Annotated in this window: 16 protein-coding genes; 12 read left to right on the top strand and 4 right to left on the bottom strand. The window is 61.4% G+C overall.

The genetic code is table 11. From position 1 onward, the window contains the following. The first annotated feature begins 463 nt into the window (after window positions 1-463). Together AC5FXY_RS11535 and AC5FXY_RS11530 are read left to right on the top strand one after the other, a co-directional pair. Entirely contained in the window at window positions 464-1,528 is a 1,065-nt protein-coding gene (locus AC5FXY_RS11535) for a Fic family protein (protein WP_493556827.1), read from the top strand. 390 nt (window positions 1,529-1,918) lie between these two features. Further along, window positions 1,919-2,896 carry a type IV toxin-antitoxin system AbiEi family antitoxin gene (locus AC5FXY_RS11530; RefSeq protein WP_493556826.1) on the top strand — a complete coding sequence of 326 codons (978 nt, stop codon included), beginning with the start codon at window positions 1,919-1,921 and terminating at the stop codon, window positions 2,894-2,896. 516 nt (window positions 2,897-3,412) lie between these two features. Here the strand turns inward: AC5FXY_RS11530 and AC5FXY_RS11525 are convergent. Beyond that, on the bottom strand, window positions 3,413-5,242 hold the full coding sequence (locus AC5FXY_RS11525; RefSeq protein ID WP_493556825.1) for a carboxypeptidase-like regulatory domain-containing protein: 1,830 nt from the start codon (window positions 5,240-5,242) through the stop codon (window positions 3,413-3,415). 1,154 nt (window positions 5,243-6,396) lie between these two features. Here AC5FXY_RS11525 and AC5FXY_RS11520 point away from each other — a divergent pair. From AC5FXY_RS11520 to AC5FXY_RS11475, 10 genes are all read left to right on the top strand, one after another. After that, complete coding sequence (locus tag AC5FXY_RS11520) at window positions 6,397-7,377, top strand: aspartate carbamoyltransferase catalytic subunit (protein WP_493556824.1); 981 nt, start codon at window positions 6,397-6,399, stop codon at window positions 7,375-7,377. 112 nt (window positions 7,378-7,489) lie between these two features. After that, window positions 7,490-8,788 (top strand): dihydroorotase, encoded by a 1,299-nt coding sequence (locus AC5FXY_RS11515; protein ID WP_493556823.1) that lies wholly within the window; start codon window positions 7,490-7,492, stop codon window positions 8,786-8,788. Window positions 8,789-8,881: 93 nt separating this feature from the next. Continuing rightward, window positions 8,882-9,154: a hypothetical protein gene (locus AC5FXY_RS11510; RefSeq protein ID WP_493556822.1), complete on the top strand. Its 273-nt coding sequence runs from the start codon at window positions 8,882-8,884 to the stop codon at window positions 9,152-9,154. A gap of 41 nt (window positions 9,155-9,195) precedes the next feature. Beyond that, a complete protein-coding gene (gene purE / locus AC5FXY_RS11505) occupies window positions 9,196-9,708 on the top strand; it encodes a 5-(carboxyamino)imidazole ribonucleotide mutase (protein WP_493556821.1) in 513 nt (170 codons plus the stop codon). Window positions 9,709-9,731: 23 nt separating this feature from the next. Further along, window positions 9,732-10,955 (top strand): 5-(carboxyamino)imidazole ribonucleotide synthase, encoded by a 1,224-nt coding sequence (locus tag AC5FXY_RS11500; RefSeq protein WP_493556820.1) that lies wholly within the window; start codon window positions 9,732-9,734, stop codon window positions 10,953-10,955. A 1,004-nt stretch (window positions 10,956-11,959) separates the two neighbouring features. Then, window positions 11,960-12,961, top strand: coding sequence for a hypothetical protein (locus AC5FXY_RS11495; RefSeq protein WP_493556819.1), 1,002 nt, complete (start codon window positions 11,960-11,962; stop codon window positions 12,959-12,961). Between the two features lie 132 nt (window positions 12,962-13,093). Next, window positions 13,094-14,302, top strand: a complete 1,209-nt coding sequence (locus tag AC5FXY_RS11490; protein WP_493556818.1) for a hypothetical protein — start codon at window positions 13,094-13,096, stop codon at window positions 14,300-14,302. A 533-nt stretch (window positions 14,303-14,835) separates the two neighbouring features. Next, entirely contained in the window at window positions 14,836-16,869 is a 2,034-nt protein-coding gene (locus tag AC5FXY_RS11485) for an FG-GAP-like repeat-containing protein (protein WP_493556817.1), read from the top strand. Window positions 16,870-16,920: 51 nt separating this feature from the next. Then, window positions 16,921-17,511 carry a murein L,D-transpeptidase catalytic domain-containing protein gene (locus tag AC5FXY_RS11480; RefSeq protein ID WP_493556816.1) on the top strand — a complete coding sequence of 197 codons (591 nt, stop codon included), beginning with the start codon at window positions 16,921-16,923 and terminating at the stop codon, window positions 17,509-17,511. 385 nt (window positions 17,512-17,896) lie between these two features. Next, window positions 17,897-18,334: a DUF1810 domain-containing protein gene (locus tag AC5FXY_RS11475; RefSeq protein ID WP_493556815.1), complete on the top strand. Its 438-nt coding sequence runs from the start codon at window positions 17,897-17,899 to the stop codon at window positions 18,332-18,334. Between the two features lie 108 nt (window positions 18,335-18,442). On the opposite strand, the gene AC5FXY_RS11470 is transcribed toward AC5FXY_RS11475, so the two are convergent. From AC5FXY_RS11470 to AC5FXY_RS11460, 3 genes are read right to left on the bottom strand one after another with little or no spacing between them, the layout of a single operon-like run. After that, window positions 18,443-19,402, bottom strand: coding sequence for a HipA domain-containing protein (locus tag AC5FXY_RS11470; RefSeq protein ID WP_493556814.1), 960 nt, complete (start codon window positions 19,400-19,402; stop codon window positions 18,443-18,445). After that, entirely contained in the window at window positions 19,399-19,731 is a 333-nt protein-coding gene (locus AC5FXY_RS11465; protein WP_493556813.1) for a HipA N-terminal domain-containing protein, read from the bottom strand. The genes AC5FXY_RS11470 and AC5FXY_RS11465 overlap by 4 nt, the downstream gene beginning before the upstream one ends. Beyond that, a complete protein-coding gene (locus AC5FXY_RS11460; RefSeq protein WP_493556812.1) occupies window positions 19,728-19,955 on the bottom strand; it encodes a helix-turn-helix transcriptional regulator in 228 nt (75 codons plus the stop codon). The genes AC5FXY_RS11465 and AC5FXY_RS11460 overlap by 4 nt, the downstream gene beginning before the upstream one ends. Window positions 19,956-20,023 lie beyond the last annotated feature (68 nt).

Raw genomic sequence — 20,023 nt, 5'->3', positions numbered from 1 at the left:
TGAAGGGCTAACCGTAATACTAACAATTGCCGCGAGCTTTATCAGCCGATGGGATTCGAAGTACGGTGGCCGGTCAACAGCTGACTATCTGGGAAGCTGAAGCGTAGATCAAAATGCAACGTGTGGAACAAGACCGGTTGGCGCATTAACTCAAGGACTAGAAGTAAAGTAGCCTTTTCAGAAGCAATGGGCTGGTTCCAATCCGTTATGCTATTCAACATTATGCAGTGGTTGACAGCTGTTTCAAACCTGCATGGCGGCGTTGAACGGCGATAAGTAAACATTATCGGACCTTATGATTTTTCCATTGGATTGGTAGTCGTATTCCTCAAGCGAGGCTGGTTGTATCACCTATGTTAAGAAACCCCCCATTTGTTTAATATAGATCAGGATCCTATGTAAAGAAAAATCAAGTTTCTTTACATAGCTAAATTTGCTCTCTTCCTGCTAGTACTTATTCTACGTGCAAACAAACTGGCAACCCTCCGCACTTCCGCCTGCATTAGAACTGGAAACGCGAGCTGTACTAAAAAAGCTGCCTGCGGCCCACCGTGCTTTAGCAGAGCTCAAGGGTCTGGTCGCCGCAATCCCTAACGAAAGCATTCTGCTTGATACACTGCCGTTGCAAGAAGCAAAAGACAGTTCAGCAATTGAAAACATCGTCACTACTCACGATGAGCTCTTTAACGCTGAGCTTAATCTAGGGGTATCACAGGCTGCCAAAGAGGTGCAACGCTACGCAGCGGCCCTGCGCCTGGGCACGCGCTTAGTACAGCAATTCGGTTTTCTGAGTGCCAACCACATTGCCCAAATACAGGAAGAATTGAAACGCGATAACGGGGGCTACCGCAAGCTGCCAGGAACTACACTTAAAAATCAACGTGGGGAGCTGGTGTACACGCCACCACAAGACCCGGCAACCATCCTTGACCTGATGGGGAATCTGGAGCAGTATCTCAACGATGATTCCTTGCACGACGCCGACCCACTGGTAAAGATGGCTGTGCTGCATTTTCAGTTTGAGAGCATCCACCCATTTTATGATGGAAACGGACGTACCGGGCGCATCATCAACATCCTATACCTTGTACTTAAAAAACTGCTGGATATTCCAGTGCTTTACTTAAGTCGCTTCATCACGCATAACAAAGCTGATTACTACAACTATCTACAAGCGGTGCGCGATACCGGTGCCTGGGAGCCGTGGCTACTTTACATGCTGGAGGGCATCGAGCAAACAGCCCGCGAAAGTATAGTACTGATTACCGAAATGCGCAGTCTGATGCAGCAAACCAAACAACAACTGCGCACTTATAAATTTTACAGCCAGGACCTGCTCAATAATTTATACCGACACCCCTATACCCGCATCGAATTCTTACAGCAGGAACTCAATGTGAGCCGTCCTACTGCCGCCAGTTACTTAAACAAACTAGCCGAAGACGGCATCTTGGTTAAGCGCAAGCAGGTTAATTCGAATTACTACGTAAATCAGCCGCTGTTTGAACTTCTCGCGCGTCTAGGTTAAGGCTCGGGGCCTCACTCATGTTGCCTAAGTAAGGTTAGGCTGATGTAAAACCTGGAGAGCTCGATGGTGCTGTAATGATCATCAAGGTTGAGTAGGTTCCGATTAAAAGTTATCTGAACCTATGGCCGGTCATCAATGATGTTCGATACCTATCATTGGCCTTGCTTGGCCTCGTAGTCAACTACTGCAGCCTGATATACTATGGAGTAGGGGTTTGGGCTGGTTTAAAGCTGCAGCACAATGCTTGCCTTGAGCGGAACTGCCCAGTACTCTCGCCTGGTCAAGCCGGTGTTGTCTACTTTTATTACCTTGTCTACGTAAAGTAGACACGTGGAAAAGAATAGACAAAGAGCAACAGCGCCGCCCTTGCTTGCCCAGGTCAAAGCGGCTATGAAAAGCGTGTTAGGCAAGAATCTGCTGATTCGTATCACGACGGATGAGCCGCATCAGCACACGCTAACCGTCGGGCAGCAAGCCACCTTTACGGTCGTGGCCAAGGACGTATACTTACAGAAAATAACTCCCCTGCAAGCTTATGTACCTCACCCGCCCGGTCATCCTTGGGTGTTGCTGCTGCCCTACGTAACCGAAGAAATAGGAGAGGAACTGCGCCGTCACGGCCTCTGCTACGCCGATGCCGCCGGCAACGCCTGGCTGCACCACCCCGCCGCCGACCTGTTCGTACTGGTGCAGGGCCGGCCCAAACCCAAGAAGCCCAAGCCCGACGCCGACCCGGCCCACGGCCGCGCCTTTCGCCGCAGCGGCCTACGCGTGCTCTTCCACCTGCTTACCGAGCCCGAGCTGGTCCGCCAGCCCTACCGCACCATCGCCGCCCGCACCGACACGCCCGTGGCCACGGTGGGCCTCATCATGCGCGACCTCATGCAGCAAGGCTACTTGCTCGACGAAGAGCCGCGCCAGCTCCTGCGCATTGACGAGCTCATCCGCCGCTGGGTCGAAGGCTACGGCGACACCTTGCGGCCCCGCCAGCCCGCTCAGCGCTACCGCTGGGCTACGCCCGACGCGGCCGCCGGTGGCTGGCAACAGTTGCCCTTGGGCGCCGATACCCACTGGGGCGGCGAGCCGGCCGCGGCTCTGTTGCTCGACGGCTACCTGCTCCCGGAGTTCTTCACCCTCTACAGCACCGCCACCCGTCCCGCCCTAATGCGCCAATTGCGGCTCATCCCGGACCCCACCGGCCCGGTAGAGGTGCTGACACCCTTCGACGACCGTCTGAACTTCACCCACCCGACCAGCCAATGCGTTCCGCCGCTGCTGGTCTACGCCGACCTGCTGCTCAGCGGCGACGTCCGCAACCGCGAAGTCGCCCAGAAACTCTATGCTCGATATCTCCACCATCCCGCCTGAGCGGCGCTTTCCCACCGGCCTTGACCAAGTACTGCCCGCTCTCACGCGCGGTATGCAAAAGCTAGGATTGGATTTTTTCTTGGTCGGCGCCGTTGCTCGGGACCTGTAGTTGGATGCCGCATTAGGCCCCGCCACGCGGCGCCGCATCATGGACGTTGACCTTGCAAAGCCCTGCTTGAAGGATTGCAAAGCGTGCCTGAACAGGAGAGCTAAAATCCAGAAAGGGATGCGTGCCTAACAGGCCAAGCCAATAATTTCGTACTAGTACCCGAATTCTCTTTCGGGATCGTCGTGCTGTACTTGTCCGCTCCGTTACCCACTTCATGCCACGCGAGAGCTGCCCACAACGCGGGGGAAGCCGTTGGCAAGCTGATGCAATACTTAGCGCACGAACAGCTGCTCCGCGGCTCTCATCGGCTGGTAACTTCTTTTAAGCTGCTATTAGCTAAAGCAAGCGAGATACGGGTATTCATGAAGGGCCCGGCTGTAGGGCGTTACGCTAAGACCAGGGGGGCGCTAGCGATTAACCATAAACTTTACTTTCTCCCATTTTTCGCCCGTGAAAAAGGTCACAAAGTAGAGGCCTATGGGAAAGCTGCTCAGTTGCAGGGTAACCTTGCGCTGAGCGGGCGCGGCCCGCAGCAGAACTTTACCGGTGACATCGCAGACAAACAGCTCTTTGATCTCACCGTCCAGCTCGACGTGCAGCACGTCGGACGTCGGATTGGGGTAACACTTCCAGACGTACCCTTTTCCCCGGCGGGTGGTGCCGGTATCCCGCACGGGCTTCGAATGGGGCGAGCTGGCAAGCAAGTCAGCCGGGCTTGCCTGGCGGGTGCCCGCTACCTGACAGGGGGCCGTGTAGGCATACCTGGCCACGAGCTTAACCAGCAAGGTATTGAGCCGCTCTACGTCAAACTTGTCCGTCGTGGGCTTCAGGTGGGCATGGCCGACGCCGCTGTCGTCGGTTAAAAACACGTACGTGCCGTTTGTGGCCAGGGCCGCGGAGCGCATCAGGTATTCCGTGCTTTTGTCGATGCCGCTGGCTGCGATGGGAATGATACGAATGCCTTTGGCAGCCGCCCGGCGGATGGATTGCTGCAGGGAGGCCAGCACCTGCGGGTCTTCGTGGGGCGGCGCGTCCAGGATCAGAAACAAGAGCCGGGCCCGGGCGTGCTCGCTCCAGCCCAGGTTGTTCAACGCTTCGGTCAGGGCCTGGTCGACGGCTTCAGGGGTGTCGCCCCCGCCACCGGCTTGCTGGCGGCGGATAAAGTCCAGCGTCTGCCCGATGTTCGGGTTGAGGGGGGTGCTCCGGGTCACGTACTCGTCCCCGGCATCCCGGTAGAAAACGCTGCCCAGGTTGATGGTGGCGGAAGCCAACGAATCCTTTACAGTGGCCATGACATCCCGGAGCTCGGCTTGCAGGTACTCAATCTCGTCGCCCATCGAGCCGGTGGCGTCCACCACGAACGCGATGTCGACCACCGCCGGCGCCTGGCAGGGCCGCTGAATCCGCAGCACGTTGATGCCCTCGTGAAACCGCGTGGGGCGGCTGAGCGAATAGCTTTTCCCGTCCACGACCGCGTGCAGGGAAGCAGCGGATTGCTCCGGCCCGCCGGTAAACAGGTTGCTCCAAAGCTCACAGTTGCCGGTATTGTCGCTTCGGGCCTGCCAGATCACCGAATCGCGGGAATCTTTCAGCTGCACAACCGCCCCCACCACCGGAAAGCCTTCCATGGTAAGCAGCTGCGCCGCATAGCGCTGCACCGGGCTGATGCGCCAGCGGTGGCGCCACTCCCTCAGGTCCTGCTGGGCGATGTCCGGCCAGAGCAGCCACTTGCCAAAATCGTTGACCTCCCCGGCGGTAAGCACCCCGGCCCGGACCCGCGGCCCATCCCGTTTGGCTACTGGTGCAGGGCGGGCTGCCTTGCTGCTGGCGCCGCGGATGCGCACGCCCTCCACGCGCCCCTCCAGGGCGGAAACGGCTCCGCTTATCTCCCAGCGCGGGGAAGCCGAACCGTACCCAACGACCACGACCTCGGAGAGGGCTTTCGAATCCTGCTCGAGCAGCACCACCAGGGAGTCTTCGTTTCGGGTGATGGTTACCTCGCGGGCAACATAGCCCACGGAGGAAATCAGCAGCCGGGGGGCGGGGCCGGTGGTCACGAAGCGGAAGCGGCCTTGTGCATCGGTGGAGGTGCCCGAGGTGGTTCCCTTCTCGACGATGGTGACGCCGGGCAGCCCCACCCGATCAACTTTGGCGCGAACCACTCCCCTGACGGCAAAGGACTGGGCGCTGGCCAGTAGAGGAAACAACAACAGGAGATTGAGCAGTAGTGCTTTCATAAGGAGAACAGCCTGGGGTTCGGCAAGCGATAAGCACCCCGCCATTGGGCTCAGGATGATCGCTCAGGAAGAGGATGCCGCTACCATCTTTTTTCCACATTCTCAGCAAAAAATATTTCGGCCTCCTTACCACAGAGCTGGCTAACACGCGCTTACCAGCCCAATTCCGCAGAACGGCAGCGCGTGAATTGGAGAGAGGACAGTCAAAAGGGCCCCGAAAGGGCAGGTTTTATAAGTCAGAAGCAAGCGGCCCGAACGAAAAGAAAGGTTTGATAAGCCTTCCCGCCTATTCGCTTGCGCCACCATCAACCATAGTCCAAGGCCGCGAAAGGAAAGGTTTCATAAGCTGGCTGGTGACGGCCGTTATGAAAGGAAAAGTTTTATAAGCCAACCCGAAAGGATGCCCGGTGCAAAAGGAAAGCTTTTATAAGTTGCTGGGCGCCCCATAGTACGACGGATCGCCCAGGACCTAAGGCGGCTCAGCCAGTAATTCCGTGAAGCTCACGGTCGAAATATGTTGCCTTCCTAGACCCGCAAATTGTACGTCTGTGTCTTCGCCGGCTACAGTGCCGAACGGCATTAGGTCCACTCTCACGGGGGCACCGGTTAAGGGATAATGCAGGCTAAACGCACGGCTTTGAGCTTTGATCAGCCCTCCTGCTCAACCAGCGAGGGTTGAAGCGCTCCGTGTTGGGCCAAGTCGAAAAAAATCAACGGCCACGATGTGGTGTCGGGAGCAACAATGCTTTAGTTTTGCATCGTGCTTCAACCAAACAACTTGTTGATGAAGCGTGGGACCCTCCTGCTCGGCAGGGAACCGCGAGTGGACCGCGAGGTCTTCGCCGCCATCGGTTTTCCCGATTTTGACTCTAGCGTTTCCGTTGTTTTTTCTGGGTGTTGCCCCGCTACCGTTTCGGATTTCGAAACGGTTTTTTTATGTCCATTGGGTTCGTTGGCTGCCGCCCCGCAGCCCGTGCATTGCTCAAAAGCGCAACGCAAACCTCTTTTGGACGCCAGCAACCTCACCTCCAGGGGCTGCGGCCACCAGCGCCTAGGCCCGCACCGGCCGCCAGGTGCCCCATCATGGGTACTGGCAAATCAGCCTTCACCCCGTCCGTTTTAGCTAGTCGACCTCACTTTTCCTCAACTCCGGTATGGCACGTAAAGACCTGCTCGACATCGCATCTCTTCACCGTGAGGAAATCGAGTTCCTGCTCGACCAATCCACCTCCTTTAAAGAACAGTTCACCAGTTCGGTGAAGAAAGTCCCCACCCTCGAGGGCAAGTCCGTGCTTATGCTGTTCTATGAGCCCAGCACCCGGACGCATACCTCCTTCGAAGTCGCGGCCAAACGCCTTTCCGCCGAGGTAACGAATTTTGACGTCGCCCAATCCTCCATCACCAAGGGAGAATCGGTGCGCGAGACGGTCGAGACGCTCCAGGCCATGCGCACCGACTACATCGTCGTCCGTCACGGTCGGTCCGGCCTGCCCGGCATGATTGCCCGCCTGACCAAGGCTTCGGTTATCAATGCCGGCGACGGGGCGCACGCGCACCCGACCCAGGCCCTGCTGGACGCCTTTACCATCAAGGAGAAATTTCCCGATCCTAGGGGCAAAAAGGTCCTCATCATCGGGGATATTCTCCACTCCCGCGTCGCGCGCTCCACCAGCAACCTGCTGAAAAAGCTGGGCCTCGAAGTGGCCTACCTCGGCCCGGGCTCGTTGGTGCCCAAGCACGGCCCGGAAAACATCCGCCGCTTCACCAACTACGACGCGGCCATGGCCTGGGCGCCCGATTTCGTGTACCTGCTCCGCGTGCAGATGGAGCGCCAGGACGTGCAGTTCTTCCCTAGCCTGCGGGAATACCACCGGCTCTACGGCATCACCAACACGCGGCTGGAGGAAATCCGCCAGCGCGGCCTCTACCTCATGCACCCCGGCCCCGTGAACCGGGGCGTGGAGCTGTGCGACGCCGTTATGGACTATGAGCGCTGCCTGATCAACAACCAAGTCGAAAATGGCATTGCCGTGCGCATGGCCGTGCTCGACTGGCTCACGCCGGGCGGGGAAGCCCCGAAGTCGGAACCGACTTTTGAGCGGTCTTTTGCCCCGCTTCCGCACCTTACGGCCTAGCCCCCGGTCCCCGCCTTGCGCCGCAGGCGACGGCTGATTTCGCTCTTTATTTGCATCTCCAAAAGCCAGGACTTCCCATCACCCATTGCCGGTTTACCGCAATCAACCCTCCATGCTTCTTCTTCAAAACGCCCGCATCGCCTCCGAACATTCACCAGCACTTCTCGAGGGCGACGTCCTGATTGTCGAAGGAAAAATTCAGGAAATCGGTCCGAACCTGGCTGTGCCCGAGGGCGCCCGCGTCATCGACGCGCGCGGCCGGGTTCTCATGCCGGCCATGTTTGACGCCCACGTTCATTTCCGCGCCCCCGGCTTTGAAAACAAGGAAACCATTACCACCGGCAGCGAAGCGGCCATCAACGGCGGCGTGACCGGCGTGGTGATGATGCCCAACACCCGCCCGGCTATCGACTCGGCGGCGGTGGTATCAACAGTATTGGAAAGCGCCCAGCGCAAGGCCCGCATTCCGGTGTACACCTCCGGCTGCGTCACCAAGAATCGCGAGGGCAAAGAGTTGGCCGAAATCGACGGCATGCGCATGCTCGGGGTGAAAATGCTGACCGACGACGGGGATACCACCAACGACCCGGCGGTGCTGCTGCGGGCCATGCAGTACGCCACTGAGTTCGGGATGTTTTTCGCCAGCCACTGCGAAGTGCCGGAACTGGCCGGCCCGCGCGCCCTGAACGAAGGGGTGATGAGTTACCGGCTCGGCATCAAAGGGTCGCCGGCTTGCGCGGAGGAAATCATCATCGACCGCGACATTCGCCTGGCCCGGGCGGCGGGAGCACACATTCACATTCAGCACGTGTCGAGCAAGCTCGGCATGGAGACTATTCGCTGGTGGAAGTCCCGCGGCGACGTGAAAGTCACGGCGGAAGTAGCTCCGCACCACCTGCTGTTCACCGACGAGCACATCGGCGACTACGACACGAACTATAAAATGAACCCGCCGCTGCGCACGCAAGCGGATTGCGATGCGCTGCTCGAAGGGCTCAAGGAAGGCGTATTCGACCTTATTGCCACGGACCACGCGCCGCACACGCCGTTCGAAAAAGCGCAAGACTTCATCAGCGCACCCAACGGCATTACCGGTTTGGAAACGGCCCTGGTGTCGCTCTACCACTATTTTGTGCGGCTCGAGAAATTCGGGTGGGACCTGGTGGTGAAGCGCTATTCGGCGGAACCCCGCCGCCTGATGGGCCTGCCGGTACCCACCATCGAAGTCGGCCAGCAAGCTGAGTGCGTCTTGTTCGATACCGAAGCGGAAACGACCTTCACGAAGGAATTCATGAAATCCAAATCCCAGAACACGCCCTTCATCGACCAGACGCTGCAAGGCCGGGTGGATATGGTGATTCTGGGTACGGAAATCCTGCTGGAGCGCGAGCAGCTAGTGGAGCATAGCTGAAAAAGAACGTCATGCTGAGCTTATCGAAGCATCTCTACCGCTTCGTTGCTCACGTTCAGATGACGCTAATGCATCCCTAACATCACTGCCTAGATGCGCCACTCGGATTTACCTGAACGTTGGAAAATCAAGCTGCGAGATTACCTGACGGCGAAAGGGAGTAACCATGAAACGCTCAGTGCTTCTGACTTTCTTGTAAACAGCATGGTGCGCATTGAGTTCGAAGACGACTCGAAAGTGGAGTTCAGATATGCATTTGCCATTGAGGCGCCTGAGTTCAAAGAAACAGCCGTTTTCACTGAACATTGCGGCCATCATCTATTTCAATTGCATGAGGGAATGTCTCTTACAACAGAAAAGCGGTAGAGAGGCTTCGACAAGCTCAGCATGGTGACCAAATAAATTCAATGAGTACTCTCTCCCCCTCCAATACCCCCAAACCCCTGATCGGCGTGGTCATGGGCTCCAGCAGCGACTGGGACACCATGCAGCACGCCGTGCAGATGCTCGCGCACTTTGGCGTGGCCCACGAAGCGCGCGTGGTGTCAGCCCACCGCATGCCCGACGACTTGTTTGCCTACGCCGAACAAGCCGGTCCGCGCGGCTTGCAAGCCATCATCGCCGGCGCGGGCGGGGCCGCCCACTTGCCGGGCATGATGGCCGCCAAAACCACGCTGCCCGTGCTGGGGGTGCCGGTAGCCAGTCGCCATTTGCAGGGGGTAGACTCGCTGCACAGCATCGTGCAGATGCCCAAAGGAGTGCCCGTGGCCACGTTTGCCATTGGCACTGCCGGAGCGGCCAACGCCGCGTTGTTTGCCGTTAGCCTGCTGGCCCTGCACGACCCGGGCCTGGCGGCCAAGCTGCAGGCGTTTCGTGCCGAACAAACCGAGGCCGCCCGCGCCATGACGCTGCCGGTATGAGTGCCGAAAATTATACTGCCGCCATGACCCCGGTTTTCCCGGGCAGCGAGGATGCCGCGGGCCAGCGGGCCACCCTGGGGGTGCTGGGGGGCGGCCAGCTGGGCCGGATGTTTGTGCATGCCGCCCAACGCCTGGGATACTTCACCGCCGTGCTGGACCCGGACGCGCAAAGCCCGGCTGGGCGGGTAAGTCACCACCAAATCCAGGCCGACTACAACGACCCGGCCGGGCTGGCGCAATTGGCCCAGCTGTGCCAGGCCATCACCACCGAGTTTGAAAACGTGCCGGCCCAGGCCCTGCAAACGCTGGCGCTGACCCGCCCCGTGGCGCCGGGTGCGGCCGTGGTGGGCATTGCCCAAAACCGCATCGAGGAAAAAGCCCACTTTGCGGCCTGCGCCAACGTGTCTGGGGTGAGTTGCGCGCCCTACGCAGCGATTGAAACGCCGGCCCAGCTGCAGTCCGTCCAGGCCGACCGGCCGGATTTGCTGCCCGGAATCTTGAAAACCGCGCGCCTGGGCTACGACGGCAAGGGCCAGGTCCGCGTCAAGACCCCCGCGGAGCTGGCCACCGCCTGGGTGCAGCTGGGCAGCGTCGCCTGCGTGCTGGAAAAAATGCTGCCGCTCACCGCCGAGTGTTCGGTGCTGGTGGCGCGCGGCAGGGACGGGCAGGTGGTCAGCTTCGCCCCGCAGCGCAACGTGCACGTCGATGGCATTTTGGCCGTCACCCACGCGTTCGAAGGCAATATGCCGCCCGCCCTGGCAACCAGGGCCCGCGAGGCGGCCGTTTCCATCGCGCAGCAGCTGGGCTACGTCGGGGTGCTGTGCGTCGAGTTTTTTGTGGTGGACGACGGCAGCGCGCACGGCGGCTTGGTGGTCAACGAAATGGCCCCGCGCCCGCACAACAGCGGTCACTACACTATTGACGCCTGTGACGCGTCGCAGTTTGACTTGCAGGTCCATGCCATGGCGGGCTTGCCCTTGCCGCAGCCGCGCCAGCATTCCCCGGCCATCATGCTTAACCTGCTGGGCGAGGTGTGGCTGGACGCCAGCGGCGGGCGGCGGGAGCCGGACTGGGCCGCCGTGCTGAGCCTGCCGGGAACGCACCTGCACCTGTACGGCAAGTTGCAGGCGCGCGCCGGCCGGAAGATGGGCCATTTGACAATCACTGGCCCGGATGTCGCCAGTGTCAAAACTGTGGCCCGCCGTGCCGCTAGTTTGCTCGGCTTGCCGGGGCTGGAGGCCATTTAGATGCTATTGACTGCTCTTGACTAGGTGGGTAGCCGCTGCTCCTTGCCTGCTGCTGGCTACCCTAGTCACCACTGCTTGGCCGATAATGCAAGTAGTGCTACGCCTGGTCGAAAACAATGATTCGCCCACCGGTTTTGCCGTCGCCTTCCGCGGCGCACCGCTTACTCGCCCGCCAGGCCCGCCCGACGATGACCCATCCCATCCCAAGTCTAGGTCTCATTTAACCCGGCCCCGGTGGTTTTAACGGGTGCGGCAGGAAGGCTGGCTAACCCAAGTTTGGTGAAATGAGGGAGGCTATCCACCGGTTTCGCGTAGCTTGCCACCCTCGGGAATCTTTGCCGGCTGCTGATGAGCAGCGAAGTTTTGCCTTGCGCTAACCTCTTGTTTTGCCACCAGCTTATGAGTTTTGCCCACGCGGCCCTCGTTTTGGTAATGTGGCTATGCTTGGCGCCCTGCCGGGGTCAAAGCCGGCCGCCGGACACCACGGCCGCCCGGGTGCGCTGGGGCGAGGTAATGCAGGGGGTAGAGGTCAGCAAGCTGGCGGCGCATCCCACCCGGATGGGCTGCTACGCCCTCGGCACAATCAAGCGGGAAACGCGGTGGGGCCGGGACACGCTGCGGGCCTGCTGTTCCGGGGAGCAGCCGGTGTACCTGCTGCGCCGCACGGCCCACGCAAGCGGCCAGTGGGCCCTTGTTTTACCTGCCGGGACTGCAGAAATCGGCGCCGACAGCCGCGGCTATGTGTACGTGCTGACTTCCACCGACTCCCTGCGCGCCAACGCATCCTTGGGCTACCGCGTGCAAACGGGCTGGGTTGTGCGGCGCTACGATTCGCTGGCCCGTCCGCTGGCCAGCTTGCCGGTGCGGGGTCAGCCCCGCGCCCTGACGGTTGGGCCCCGCGGGCACGTGCTGGTGCTGCACGACCTGGACACCACCCAGCGGGCAAGTTTTTATGACGTGGCCCCCCTGCAGCTGACGTTGTTTGATCCCGCCGGCCACGAAAAATGGAGCCAGCCAACGGCGACGGCCGGGCGGCCGATTACCTGGGGGCAGGGCCGGCACCTATGGGGGACGCGGAACCCATCGCCGGGCTGGACCGGCGGGGCCGCGCCTGGCTACGGGGGTGGCTGACGCAGCCGGATACGACGGCTCCGGCCCCCGAGGGGAGCGGTATACCCCGGCGCCGGACCACCAACGTGTTTTTTCGCTACGGCGCCCGCGGACAGCTGCGCCGCACGCTGCTGCTGACCTCGCGGGTAAGTACCGAAGACCAGGCCGGGGCCGGGCTGGCCGTTACGTCCCGCGGCACGGCGTACGTAGTGGCCTACGGCGATAGTTCCGCCTGGTCCGGCGTCCGCGGGTGGGGTCGGCGGCAGCTCGTCCACGGTAACAGCCTGCTGCGCCTGGGTCCGGGCGGGCGGCTGCGCTGGGTTCGCGCGCTGCCCTACCCGGCCAAGGCCGTGGCCCTGGACCACACCGGGGCTCCTTACGTAATGGGGTTTGCCCGGCGCCCGCTGCCGGGAACCGCGGGGACACCCGGCCGCGAACCCGCCCACCAGGAGGATGTATGGCTGGGGCGCTACAGCCGCCGCGGCCAGTTCCGGGGCGGCCAGCACGGGGGAGGCAGCAACGACGAGTCGGGGCTGACCCTGGCCATTGGGGCCGGGGCCATCGTGTACGCCGCCGGGGTTGTGCAAATCCGCAACCAGGACTTGCCGCCCGGCACAACCCGATTCGGGCCCTTGGGGTTTGATTCCGAGCGCGACTACGGCCAGCCCCTGCTCGTCGGGTACGACTCCCTGGGCGTGGTGCAGCGGGCGCAGCGCCTTAATGCCCATGACTCGCCCAGCCCGGCCGCGCTGCAGAGGCAGTACGCCGAGTACTCGGGCCGCACCGGATTCTATGACGTGGCGCCGGAGGCAGCCTCCGGCACCTGGCAGGCCACGAAGGTGGTAGCCGCCAGTACGCCCGGCACCGGGTACGCCCTGGCGCGTTTGCAGGACTAAGCCGCGGGGCTACGCCCTAGGGATACGCTGCGCGCCCACTCGCCAAACCGGGCCGATTGGCTGATTCTCAAGTACGGGCCAAACCAGCAGCTGCACTGGGTGCGGCAGGTTTCCGTGCTTAGCGTGCAGAAAATGGAGCTGCTCAAGCTGGCCACCGACGCGCACGGCAACATTTTCGTGTTGGGCGCCTTTAACGGGGCACTCCGGCTCGACCAGCGGGTGCTGGCCCCCGCGGCCGGCCCCGGACTATACCAGACCCTGCTGCTGAAGCTTGATACGCTCGGGCAGCTGCGCTGGAGCTGGGTGGGCGAAGCCCGGCGGGAGGAGGTGGGGCTCTACCGCCTGGTACCCGACGGGCGCGGGGGCGTGTACTGCCTGGGGCAGAGCATGAGCAGCCGGATGGTTGGACGGCATCGGCTGGCTTCTCCCCAACCCGGCCAGTGTCCCGATTATGCGTACGCGGTGGCCTTTGACGCCGGGGGGCAGCCGCGGTGGGTGCGTGCCCTGCGCGGGGTTACTCCCCTCAGCTGGCTGCGGGACTTGCAGCTCGGAGCTGATGAAGTGACGGGCGAGCTGACTTTGGCCCTGCAGCCCTACCTGGCGCTGGATCCAACCCTCCCGCGCGCGCCGCAGCAGCGCGCCGGCGGGGCATTAATGATTGATTCGGGCTTCCCGGGCCGGGCCGGGGTGCGGCAGCCCCTGGATTCGCTGTGCCAGCTGCTGCTGGTGCGCTACAGCCCGGCCGGCCGCCTGCAGTGGGTTCGGTCCGGTCCGGTGACGATGGGCGGTCCGTTTTCCTTTGCCGTGGACCGCGGCGGCACCCTGTACGCGGGCAGCAGCCGGGGCCAGACGCTGACCGGCGGACCGGACAGCACCCGGGCGCGGGGGCAGCGCTTTACTGACCTGGGGCTGCTTACTTCCTTTGATGCGCAGGGGCGGTTGCGCTGGAGCCGGCGCCTGCCCGCGGGCCGGGACCTGCTGGGGCTGGTAACGGGCTTGGGCGGTGTGGTCATCAGCGGTACGCGCCCTATCACCACCGGAAACGTGCTTAATCAGGCATTGCAGGGCGACCAGCTCTGGGTAAGCGCATACAGTTCCGCGGGGGAACGGCGCTGGGACCAGGAAAGCACGGGACTCAACCCGAAACGCCACGTGGGGTTGGGAATAAGTTCCCAGGGCGAGGTGCAATTGCTCAGCGCATTTCAGCCCGCCCCTCCCCCGGCCGTGGCGGGCACCAGCCGCTTTGGGCCAGTGGAGCTGACAGGCTTGGAACCTACTTTGGATTATTTGCTCCAGGACGCTTACAGCTACTTTTGGTTGAGCATGCGTTTTCTGGACTAGTTTCCTATTCGTACTAGCCTGGAGCTCTCCGCCCGACTTGGGTCAGCGCCCTTCTATTTCGCGACTTAGGGTAAAGTACCGTCATGATGTGCGGCATCCGCCTTTTCCAAATGGTCGCCGCTTGAAGAGCCCAAACCCATTAACCAAGCTGGCGGCCGTACCGGTTCAGGTAGCGTTGCAGCCCCGAGGAGTACAAACCCTTTTTCCTGGATTAATGTGCCTGCTCCGCCAGCGGTCGGCAGTCTTGCCATGCGCACGCCTTCCGGCTTTAGGCCAATAGTCAAATTTATTTTATAATATTTAGGGTTTTATTCGTGTTTTATCTGCTAAAAATGTAGCATAGGGCCTCATTCCATCCAAGTCTCGCTTTAGTTACTACTGCCCGCCACGCCGAGCTGCAAGGCAGCAGAGCGGCTAATCATGAATTGCTTACGTGTAAGGCCATTCCTTTAGGCAGCCCTATAGGCAGCTGCCAGGCTGATTGAGAGGAAGTGGCTCGCTTCTCGTTCGTTGTATCCTGCAAGATCCTGGTCATGGAGCCTGTACTACGCGTTGGAGTCGCAGCTTTGACTTGCGGCAGTTTGTTGCTGGCTGGTTCGACCTTGGCCCAGCCCACCATTACATCCCAAACTCCGGCCGCCAACGTTTGCAACGCAGATCTTGCTGGTGCGGTACAGATTCAGTTTTCCCAGCTGCTTGATCCCAGCAGTGCGGCTGGGCTTCATCTGCACAGTAGGGTTAGAGGAGGAAGGCGCACCGGCAACAGCGCCACTACCGTTGTTCAAAACTCGGCTTTGGTGGGTACGCCAAGCTACAGTTGGGCCCCGGGTGAAAAAGTGGAAGCTACCGTGACTACGGCTGTTCAAAACCAGGCGGCGCAATTCTTGCCGGCCCCGCGAGTGTTCCAGTTCACAACGGAGGTTGGCGGCAGCGGCCGGGGCAACTTTGTGGCCCCGGCAATGGGGAGCGAGCTTCCCGCAGCCTCTGCGCAACAAGTGGTGGTAGGTGATTTCAACGGGGATGGGTACGTGGATTTGGCAACAAGGAATGGCGGGGTTTCCGTGCGGTTCAATGACGGTAGCGGTGGCTTCGGGTCTGGGGTAGATTACCCCGTTCGACATTCGGATCCGAACGCTTTCATGCAAACCCTAACCACGGGCGACGTTGACAACGATGGGGATTTGGATCTTGTAGGTTACGTCTACGGACCGAGAGCCCGCGACATCTCCGCATTTCTAAATGACGGAACGGGTCAGTTCACGTACGTGGCAACAATGAGTGCTGACGTAGGACGCTTCACTACCATTACGGAGTTAGCCGATCTGAATGGTGATGGAAGCTTGGATTTGGTAGCTTCCGAAGCCTCCCCAAGTAGAATTTCTGTTTCGCTCAACAACGGGTCGGGGCGCTTTGCAGGTGGGACGGGGTTTTACCTGCACAGCACGGCTACCTCTGCTCCTCAGCTGGATTTCGCCGATGTTGATCAGGATGGGGACTTGGACCTGCTCACGCACAACCACGGCAGGGGAGTAGCCGTGCGCCTTAACGCTGGGAACGGTACTTTCTCCGGCGGGGCAGACTACGCGTACGGCGCTACCACCGGGCAACTACAAACGGCAGACGTTAACCACGATGGAGCAGTGGATTTACTTGCTCTGGTGCCTTCCAGAAATGCCGTCTCGGTCCGGTTAAACACCGGCAGCGGTGGGTTTGACGCAGGGGTTGAGGTCCTCGTTGGAACGGGACCCACCAGCCTGCAAGTGGCCGATGTTGATGGGGACGGCGACCTGGACCTGATTACCGCCAGCCCCACAACAAACACTGTTACCACTAGCTTAAATGATGGCAGCGGAAACTTCGGCCCGGGCGCTACGGTCCTGGTTGGCAACCGACCCGTCCGACTGCAGGTTGCCGATGTGGATGGTGACTTGGACTTGGATGTGGTAACCCTTAACGAGACAGCCCGGGAGTTGAGTATCCGCCTAAACCAGCCGACGCCGCTACCGGTTGAGCTGGTTAGCTTCCAAGCCGAACGACGCGGCCCCGCAGCCCTTCTGCGCTGGACTACGGCCACCGAAACCAACAACCGCGGCTTTGCCGTCGACGTCTCCACTGACGGGCAGACGTTCCGTCAAGTCGGGTGGCGGCCGGGACAAGGCAGCACGACCCGCCCTACTCGGTACCAGTTCGAAGACCCCGCCTGGCCCCACAACGCCAGCTCGGTCGTCTACTACCGCTTGCGCCAGGTTGACAACGACGGAACCGAACACCCCAGCCCGATTCGTACCCTGCAGGTGGCTAAGCAAGACGAGCTCCTGGGCGAGGTGTGGCCGAACCCCTTCGCTGACCAGCTTCAGGTGCAGGTGCAGGCGCCGGCGGGCAGTCCGGCTACCTTCACGCTGACCGATGCCCTGGGACGGGTGGTGTGGGCTCACCGGGTTGAACTACCGGCGAGCAGCAGCACGGTTGAGCTGGCCTTGCCCGGCCGGTTGCGAGGTGGGGTGTACTTGCTGGAAGTACGCCACGCCAACCAGGCCCGGCGCCTGAAACTGCTCCGGCAAGAATGACCGGCCCGCTCGTAACTTGCCGGTTCACTCCGCTTTGGTACCTGCTTCTTCATGCCGTCGTCCTCCCCGCTCACCCGCGTTACGGTCCTCGCTTTCCTGGGCAGTGCGCTGCTGAGCGGCTGCTTCGGGGCCGCAGAATCCGAACGCGCTGACGAGCTGCCCCTGGACCGTTACCGCCGCAACCTCGAGCCGCACTTAAGCCGCCAGTACAACAACCAGGTTGCACTTTACGCGGATCTGACCCGCCCCTCCAGCCAAAACCGCTTTTTCGTCCTGGACCTGCGCACCAGCCAGGTGCTGGCTCAGGGCCTCTGCTGCAACGGGCGCACCGACGCGCGGGGCAACGTCCGGTACTCCAACGTCAACAACTCCCGCTGCAGCTCCCGGGGAGCGGCCAAGGTTGCTTATGCTTACCAGGGGGCGTACGGCAAAGCCTACAAGCTCATGGGCCTGGAACCCACAAACAGCAACATGTTCACCCGCGCCGTGGTACTGCACGCGCACAACTGCGTACCTGCCGCCCCTCGGCTCCTGCCCATCTGCCAGAGTGATGGCTGCCCAACCGTAAACCCCGCATTCCTGCAAACCCTGGCGGGCTACCTGGACAACAGCCCTAAGCCCGTTTTGCTTTACATCGAATAGCAAAAGAATTGATCAGCCTTCTAACAATCAGCCTGGAGCGGTAATCTCGCCGGCATCCCGGCCGGGCAGTGGCTCTTGCTGCTCACCAACCTATTTTCCAGCACCGCCGGCTGCTAGGTGTGCCGCGTTCAATAGAGTAACTGACTGTTGAGCGCAAGAAGTTAATCTCCGCTTCATATGCGGCCAATGCGTGCGCTCTTCTCCGCCCACTGCCTGGCATCCTCCTTCCTGCGCTAGGGAACCGTGCTGCCCCTCCGTAAGCCCGGATTAGCGGCTAACTGTTCAAAGGCATTAGACCTGATCATGATTGCGCCTACCAGGAATCAATCCTTGTCTGGAGGAACCGGCCACCGGGCCATGCTTGCCGCCCCTCCGTACAAGGCCCATGAGCTACGAACCCCCCAAGCTGCAGCGCTTTTTGGAGGCGCAGGAAAACGACTACGCCGTTGCCCTGGCCGAAATCCGGCGGGGGCGCAAGCAGAGCCATTGGATGTGGTACGTCTTTCCCCAGCTGCGGGGCCTGGGCTTTAGCGCCACCTCCCAGTACTACGGGGTGCAGGACGCGCAGGAAGCCCAGGCATACGCCCGGCACCCCGTGCTGGGGCCTCGGTTGGCGGAAATCAGCCACGCGCTGCTGGCCCTGGGCGAGACCAACGCCACCCGCGTGCTGGGCAGCCCCGACGACCGCAAGCTGCACTCCAGCATGACGCTCTTCGCGGCCCAGCCGGACGCAGACCCGGTGTTCCAGCAGGTGCTCGACCGCTTCTTCGGGGGCCAACCCGACCCGCAGACCATCCGGCTTTTGGCAGCGGCCGGCAAGTAAGGCGCGCGGTTTTCTTACTATACCAGGAGGGTTGTGCTGCAGCGCCCGATTACATGTTCCCGAGGAGAGGGCTGTAAAGGTGAAACGGGGCTTGGAAGCCTTTGCAGATTAGCCCAGCTCCAGTTGCGCAAACCGCTGCGCTAGCAGGTCGTGGTACTGTTCCTGCAGGGCGGCCGGCAGAAAGCTTTGTTCGATAAAGGCGTGCCAGGCCGGCCGCGCCTTGCCAAACCGCGCGAGCACGCTGCTCATTACCTTCTCGTCCACGCCGGCCCGCTGCGCTGCCTGCCGGAAGTCGCTTTGCCGCAGCCGCCGCTTTTTGCCGTTGAGCGTGAGGGCCAGCTCCTCCGTATCGGCCGGGTTGACCAGCGCTGTAGCTACCAGGTCGTAGGCCGGGGCCAGGCCGTAGCCCAGGCCCGGCGTCTGCAGCAGCGAGAAGTTCTTCAGGTGCATGTCGGCGTTGCCCGTCAGAAAGCTGAAGAGCACCAGCTCGTAGTAGTTGACGACGTCCAGGCCGGGGTTGGCGGAATACCGCAGAATGGCCTTGGCTACCTGTTCGTGGGAGCCGTCGTACTTGTTTTCCGTCAGGCGCTCGGTGAGCTGGCACATGTCTTCCATGGCCAGCTTGCGGCCCTTGCGACGGTCAATGCGCCGCGTAACGTAGGCCAGGGCTCCCCCGTCCAGGCGCAGCAGCCCGTGGGGGACGGTCGGGAGCCGGGCCAGCGCGGCCAGGTGCATGGTCAGATCTTCGACTTCCGGCAAGTGCCGGTAGTGCGGCGTCGGCGGCTTGAGGATGTACACGCCGTCCAGCGCCCCGACGATGGTGAAGCGCATCGGCTGGTCCGCAGCGGGGCCGGCCGGGGCAATGGTCAGCGACAGCTTGGGCTGCACGCCCGTCACGGCGATGTGCTGGCGCACGACGGCTTCGGCCAGGGCCAGCATCTGGCCTTCGGTGTAAGGAAACGCGGGCGGCTGGGGCTTGCCGAACAGCCGGCGGCTGCAGGCCGGGTGGTAGGCCGGGCCGCTGCTGTCCTCGGGCAGCGGCTGGTAGCAGGACAGGCAGCGGCTCATGCGTCGGGGTCGGTTGCCAGCGGGTGAATGCTCACCGCTCCGATGCAGTCCTGGCAGCAGGCCAGCAGCAGCCCCATCCGGTCACGGGCGTTGAGCTTCCAGTTCTTTTCGGCTACTGCCAGCAGCCAGCCCTCGGGAATGAGGCCGTCAAAAAACGGAAACAGCACGCGCTCCACGTACGGGGCTGGCCGTAGCGGCAGGGTCAGGCTGACCGGCTCGGCGGTAGCGGCCGCAAGGTAGTCGGCAGTGTAGGCAAAGGTGTAGCCCTGCTCGTCCTGCGTCAGGTGCCCGGCCAACTGCCCGTGCAGATATACCGCGGCCTTTCTCATGCCTGCTCGTCCAGTAGCCGCGTGCGGTCCAGCGGGGCGGGTGCCAGCTCGTGGCCGAACAGGCGCAGCACCAGGTTTACTTTATCCAGCCGCAGGGTGGCTTTGCCTTGCTCCAGCTCGCGCACAAAGCGCAGGCCCACCCCGGCTTTGGCGGCCAGATCCGGTTGCGAGAGCTGCAGCAGCTTGCGGCGTTGTTTGACAAAAGCAGCCAGGGGAGAAAGCATACAGTATACCCGTTCGGGAACGATTTAGCAGTAACGCTCGATTTAACACCCGTTCGGGTATAAAATTG

Source organism: Hymenobacter sp. FMD4 (assembly GCF_058932745.1).
Note: the sequence above shows the minus strand (reverse complement) of the source record. Positions and strands in the feature narration are given on the sequence as shown.

Coding starts and splice junctions, on each gene's coding strand:
- AC5FXY_RS11530 (WP_493556826.1), top strand. CDS start 1,919: ATGAAAAGCGTGTTAGGCAAGAATCTGCTGATTCGTATCACGACGGAT.
- AC5FXY_RS11525 (WP_493556825.1), bottom strand. CDS start 5,242: ATGAAAGCACTACTGCTCAATCTCCTGTTGTTGTTTCCTCTACTGGCC.
- AC5FXY_RS11520 (WP_493556824.1), top strand. CDS start 6,397: ATGGCACGTAAAGACCTGCTCGACATCGCATCTCTTCACCGTGAGGAA.
- AC5FXY_RS11515 (WP_493556823.1), top strand. CDS start 7,490: ATGCTTCTTCTTCAAAACGCCCGCATCGCCTCCGAACATTCACCAGCA.
- AC5FXY_RS11510 (WP_493556822.1), top strand. CDS start 8,882: ATGCGCCACTCGGATTTACCTGAACGTTGGAAAATCAAGCTGCGAGAT.
- purE (WP_493556821.1), top strand. CDS start 9,196: ATGAGTACTCTCTCCCCCTCCAATACCCCCAAACCCCTGATCGGCGTG.
- AC5FXY_RS11500 (WP_493556820.1), top strand. CDS start 9,732: ATGACCCCGGTTTTCCCGGGCAGCGAGGATGCCGCGGGCCAGCGGGCC.
- AC5FXY_RS11495 (WP_493556819.1), top strand. CDS start 11,960: ATGGAGCCAGCCAACGGCGACGGCCGGGCGGCCGATTACCTGGGGGCA.
- AC5FXY_RS11490 (WP_493556818.1), top strand. CDS start 13,094: ATGGAGCTGCTCAAGCTGGCCACCGACGCGCACGGCAACATTTTCGTG.
- AC5FXY_RS11485 (WP_493556817.1), top strand. CDS start 14,836: ATGGAGCCTGTACTACGCGTTGGAGTCGCAGCTTTGACTTGCGGCAGT.
- AC5FXY_RS11480 (WP_493556816.1), top strand. CDS start 16,921: ATGCCGTCGTCCTCCCCGCTCACCCGCGTTACGGTCCTCGCTTTCCTG.
- AC5FXY_RS11475 (WP_493556815.1), top strand. CDS start 17,897: ATGAGCTACGAACCCCCCAAGCTGCAGCGCTTTTTGGAGGCGCAGGAA.
- AC5FXY_RS11470 (WP_493556814.1), bottom strand. CDS start 19,402: ATGAGCCGCTGCCTGTCCTGCTACCAGCCGCTGCCCGAGGACAGCAGC.
- AC5FXY_RS11465 (WP_493556813.1), bottom strand. CDS start 19,731: ATGAGAAAGGCCGCGGTATATCTGCACGGGCAGTTGGCCGGGCACCTG.
- AC5FXY_RS11460 (WP_493556812.1), bottom strand. CDS start 19,955: ATGCTTTCTCCCCTGGCTGCTTTTGTCAAACAACGCCGCAAGCTGCTG.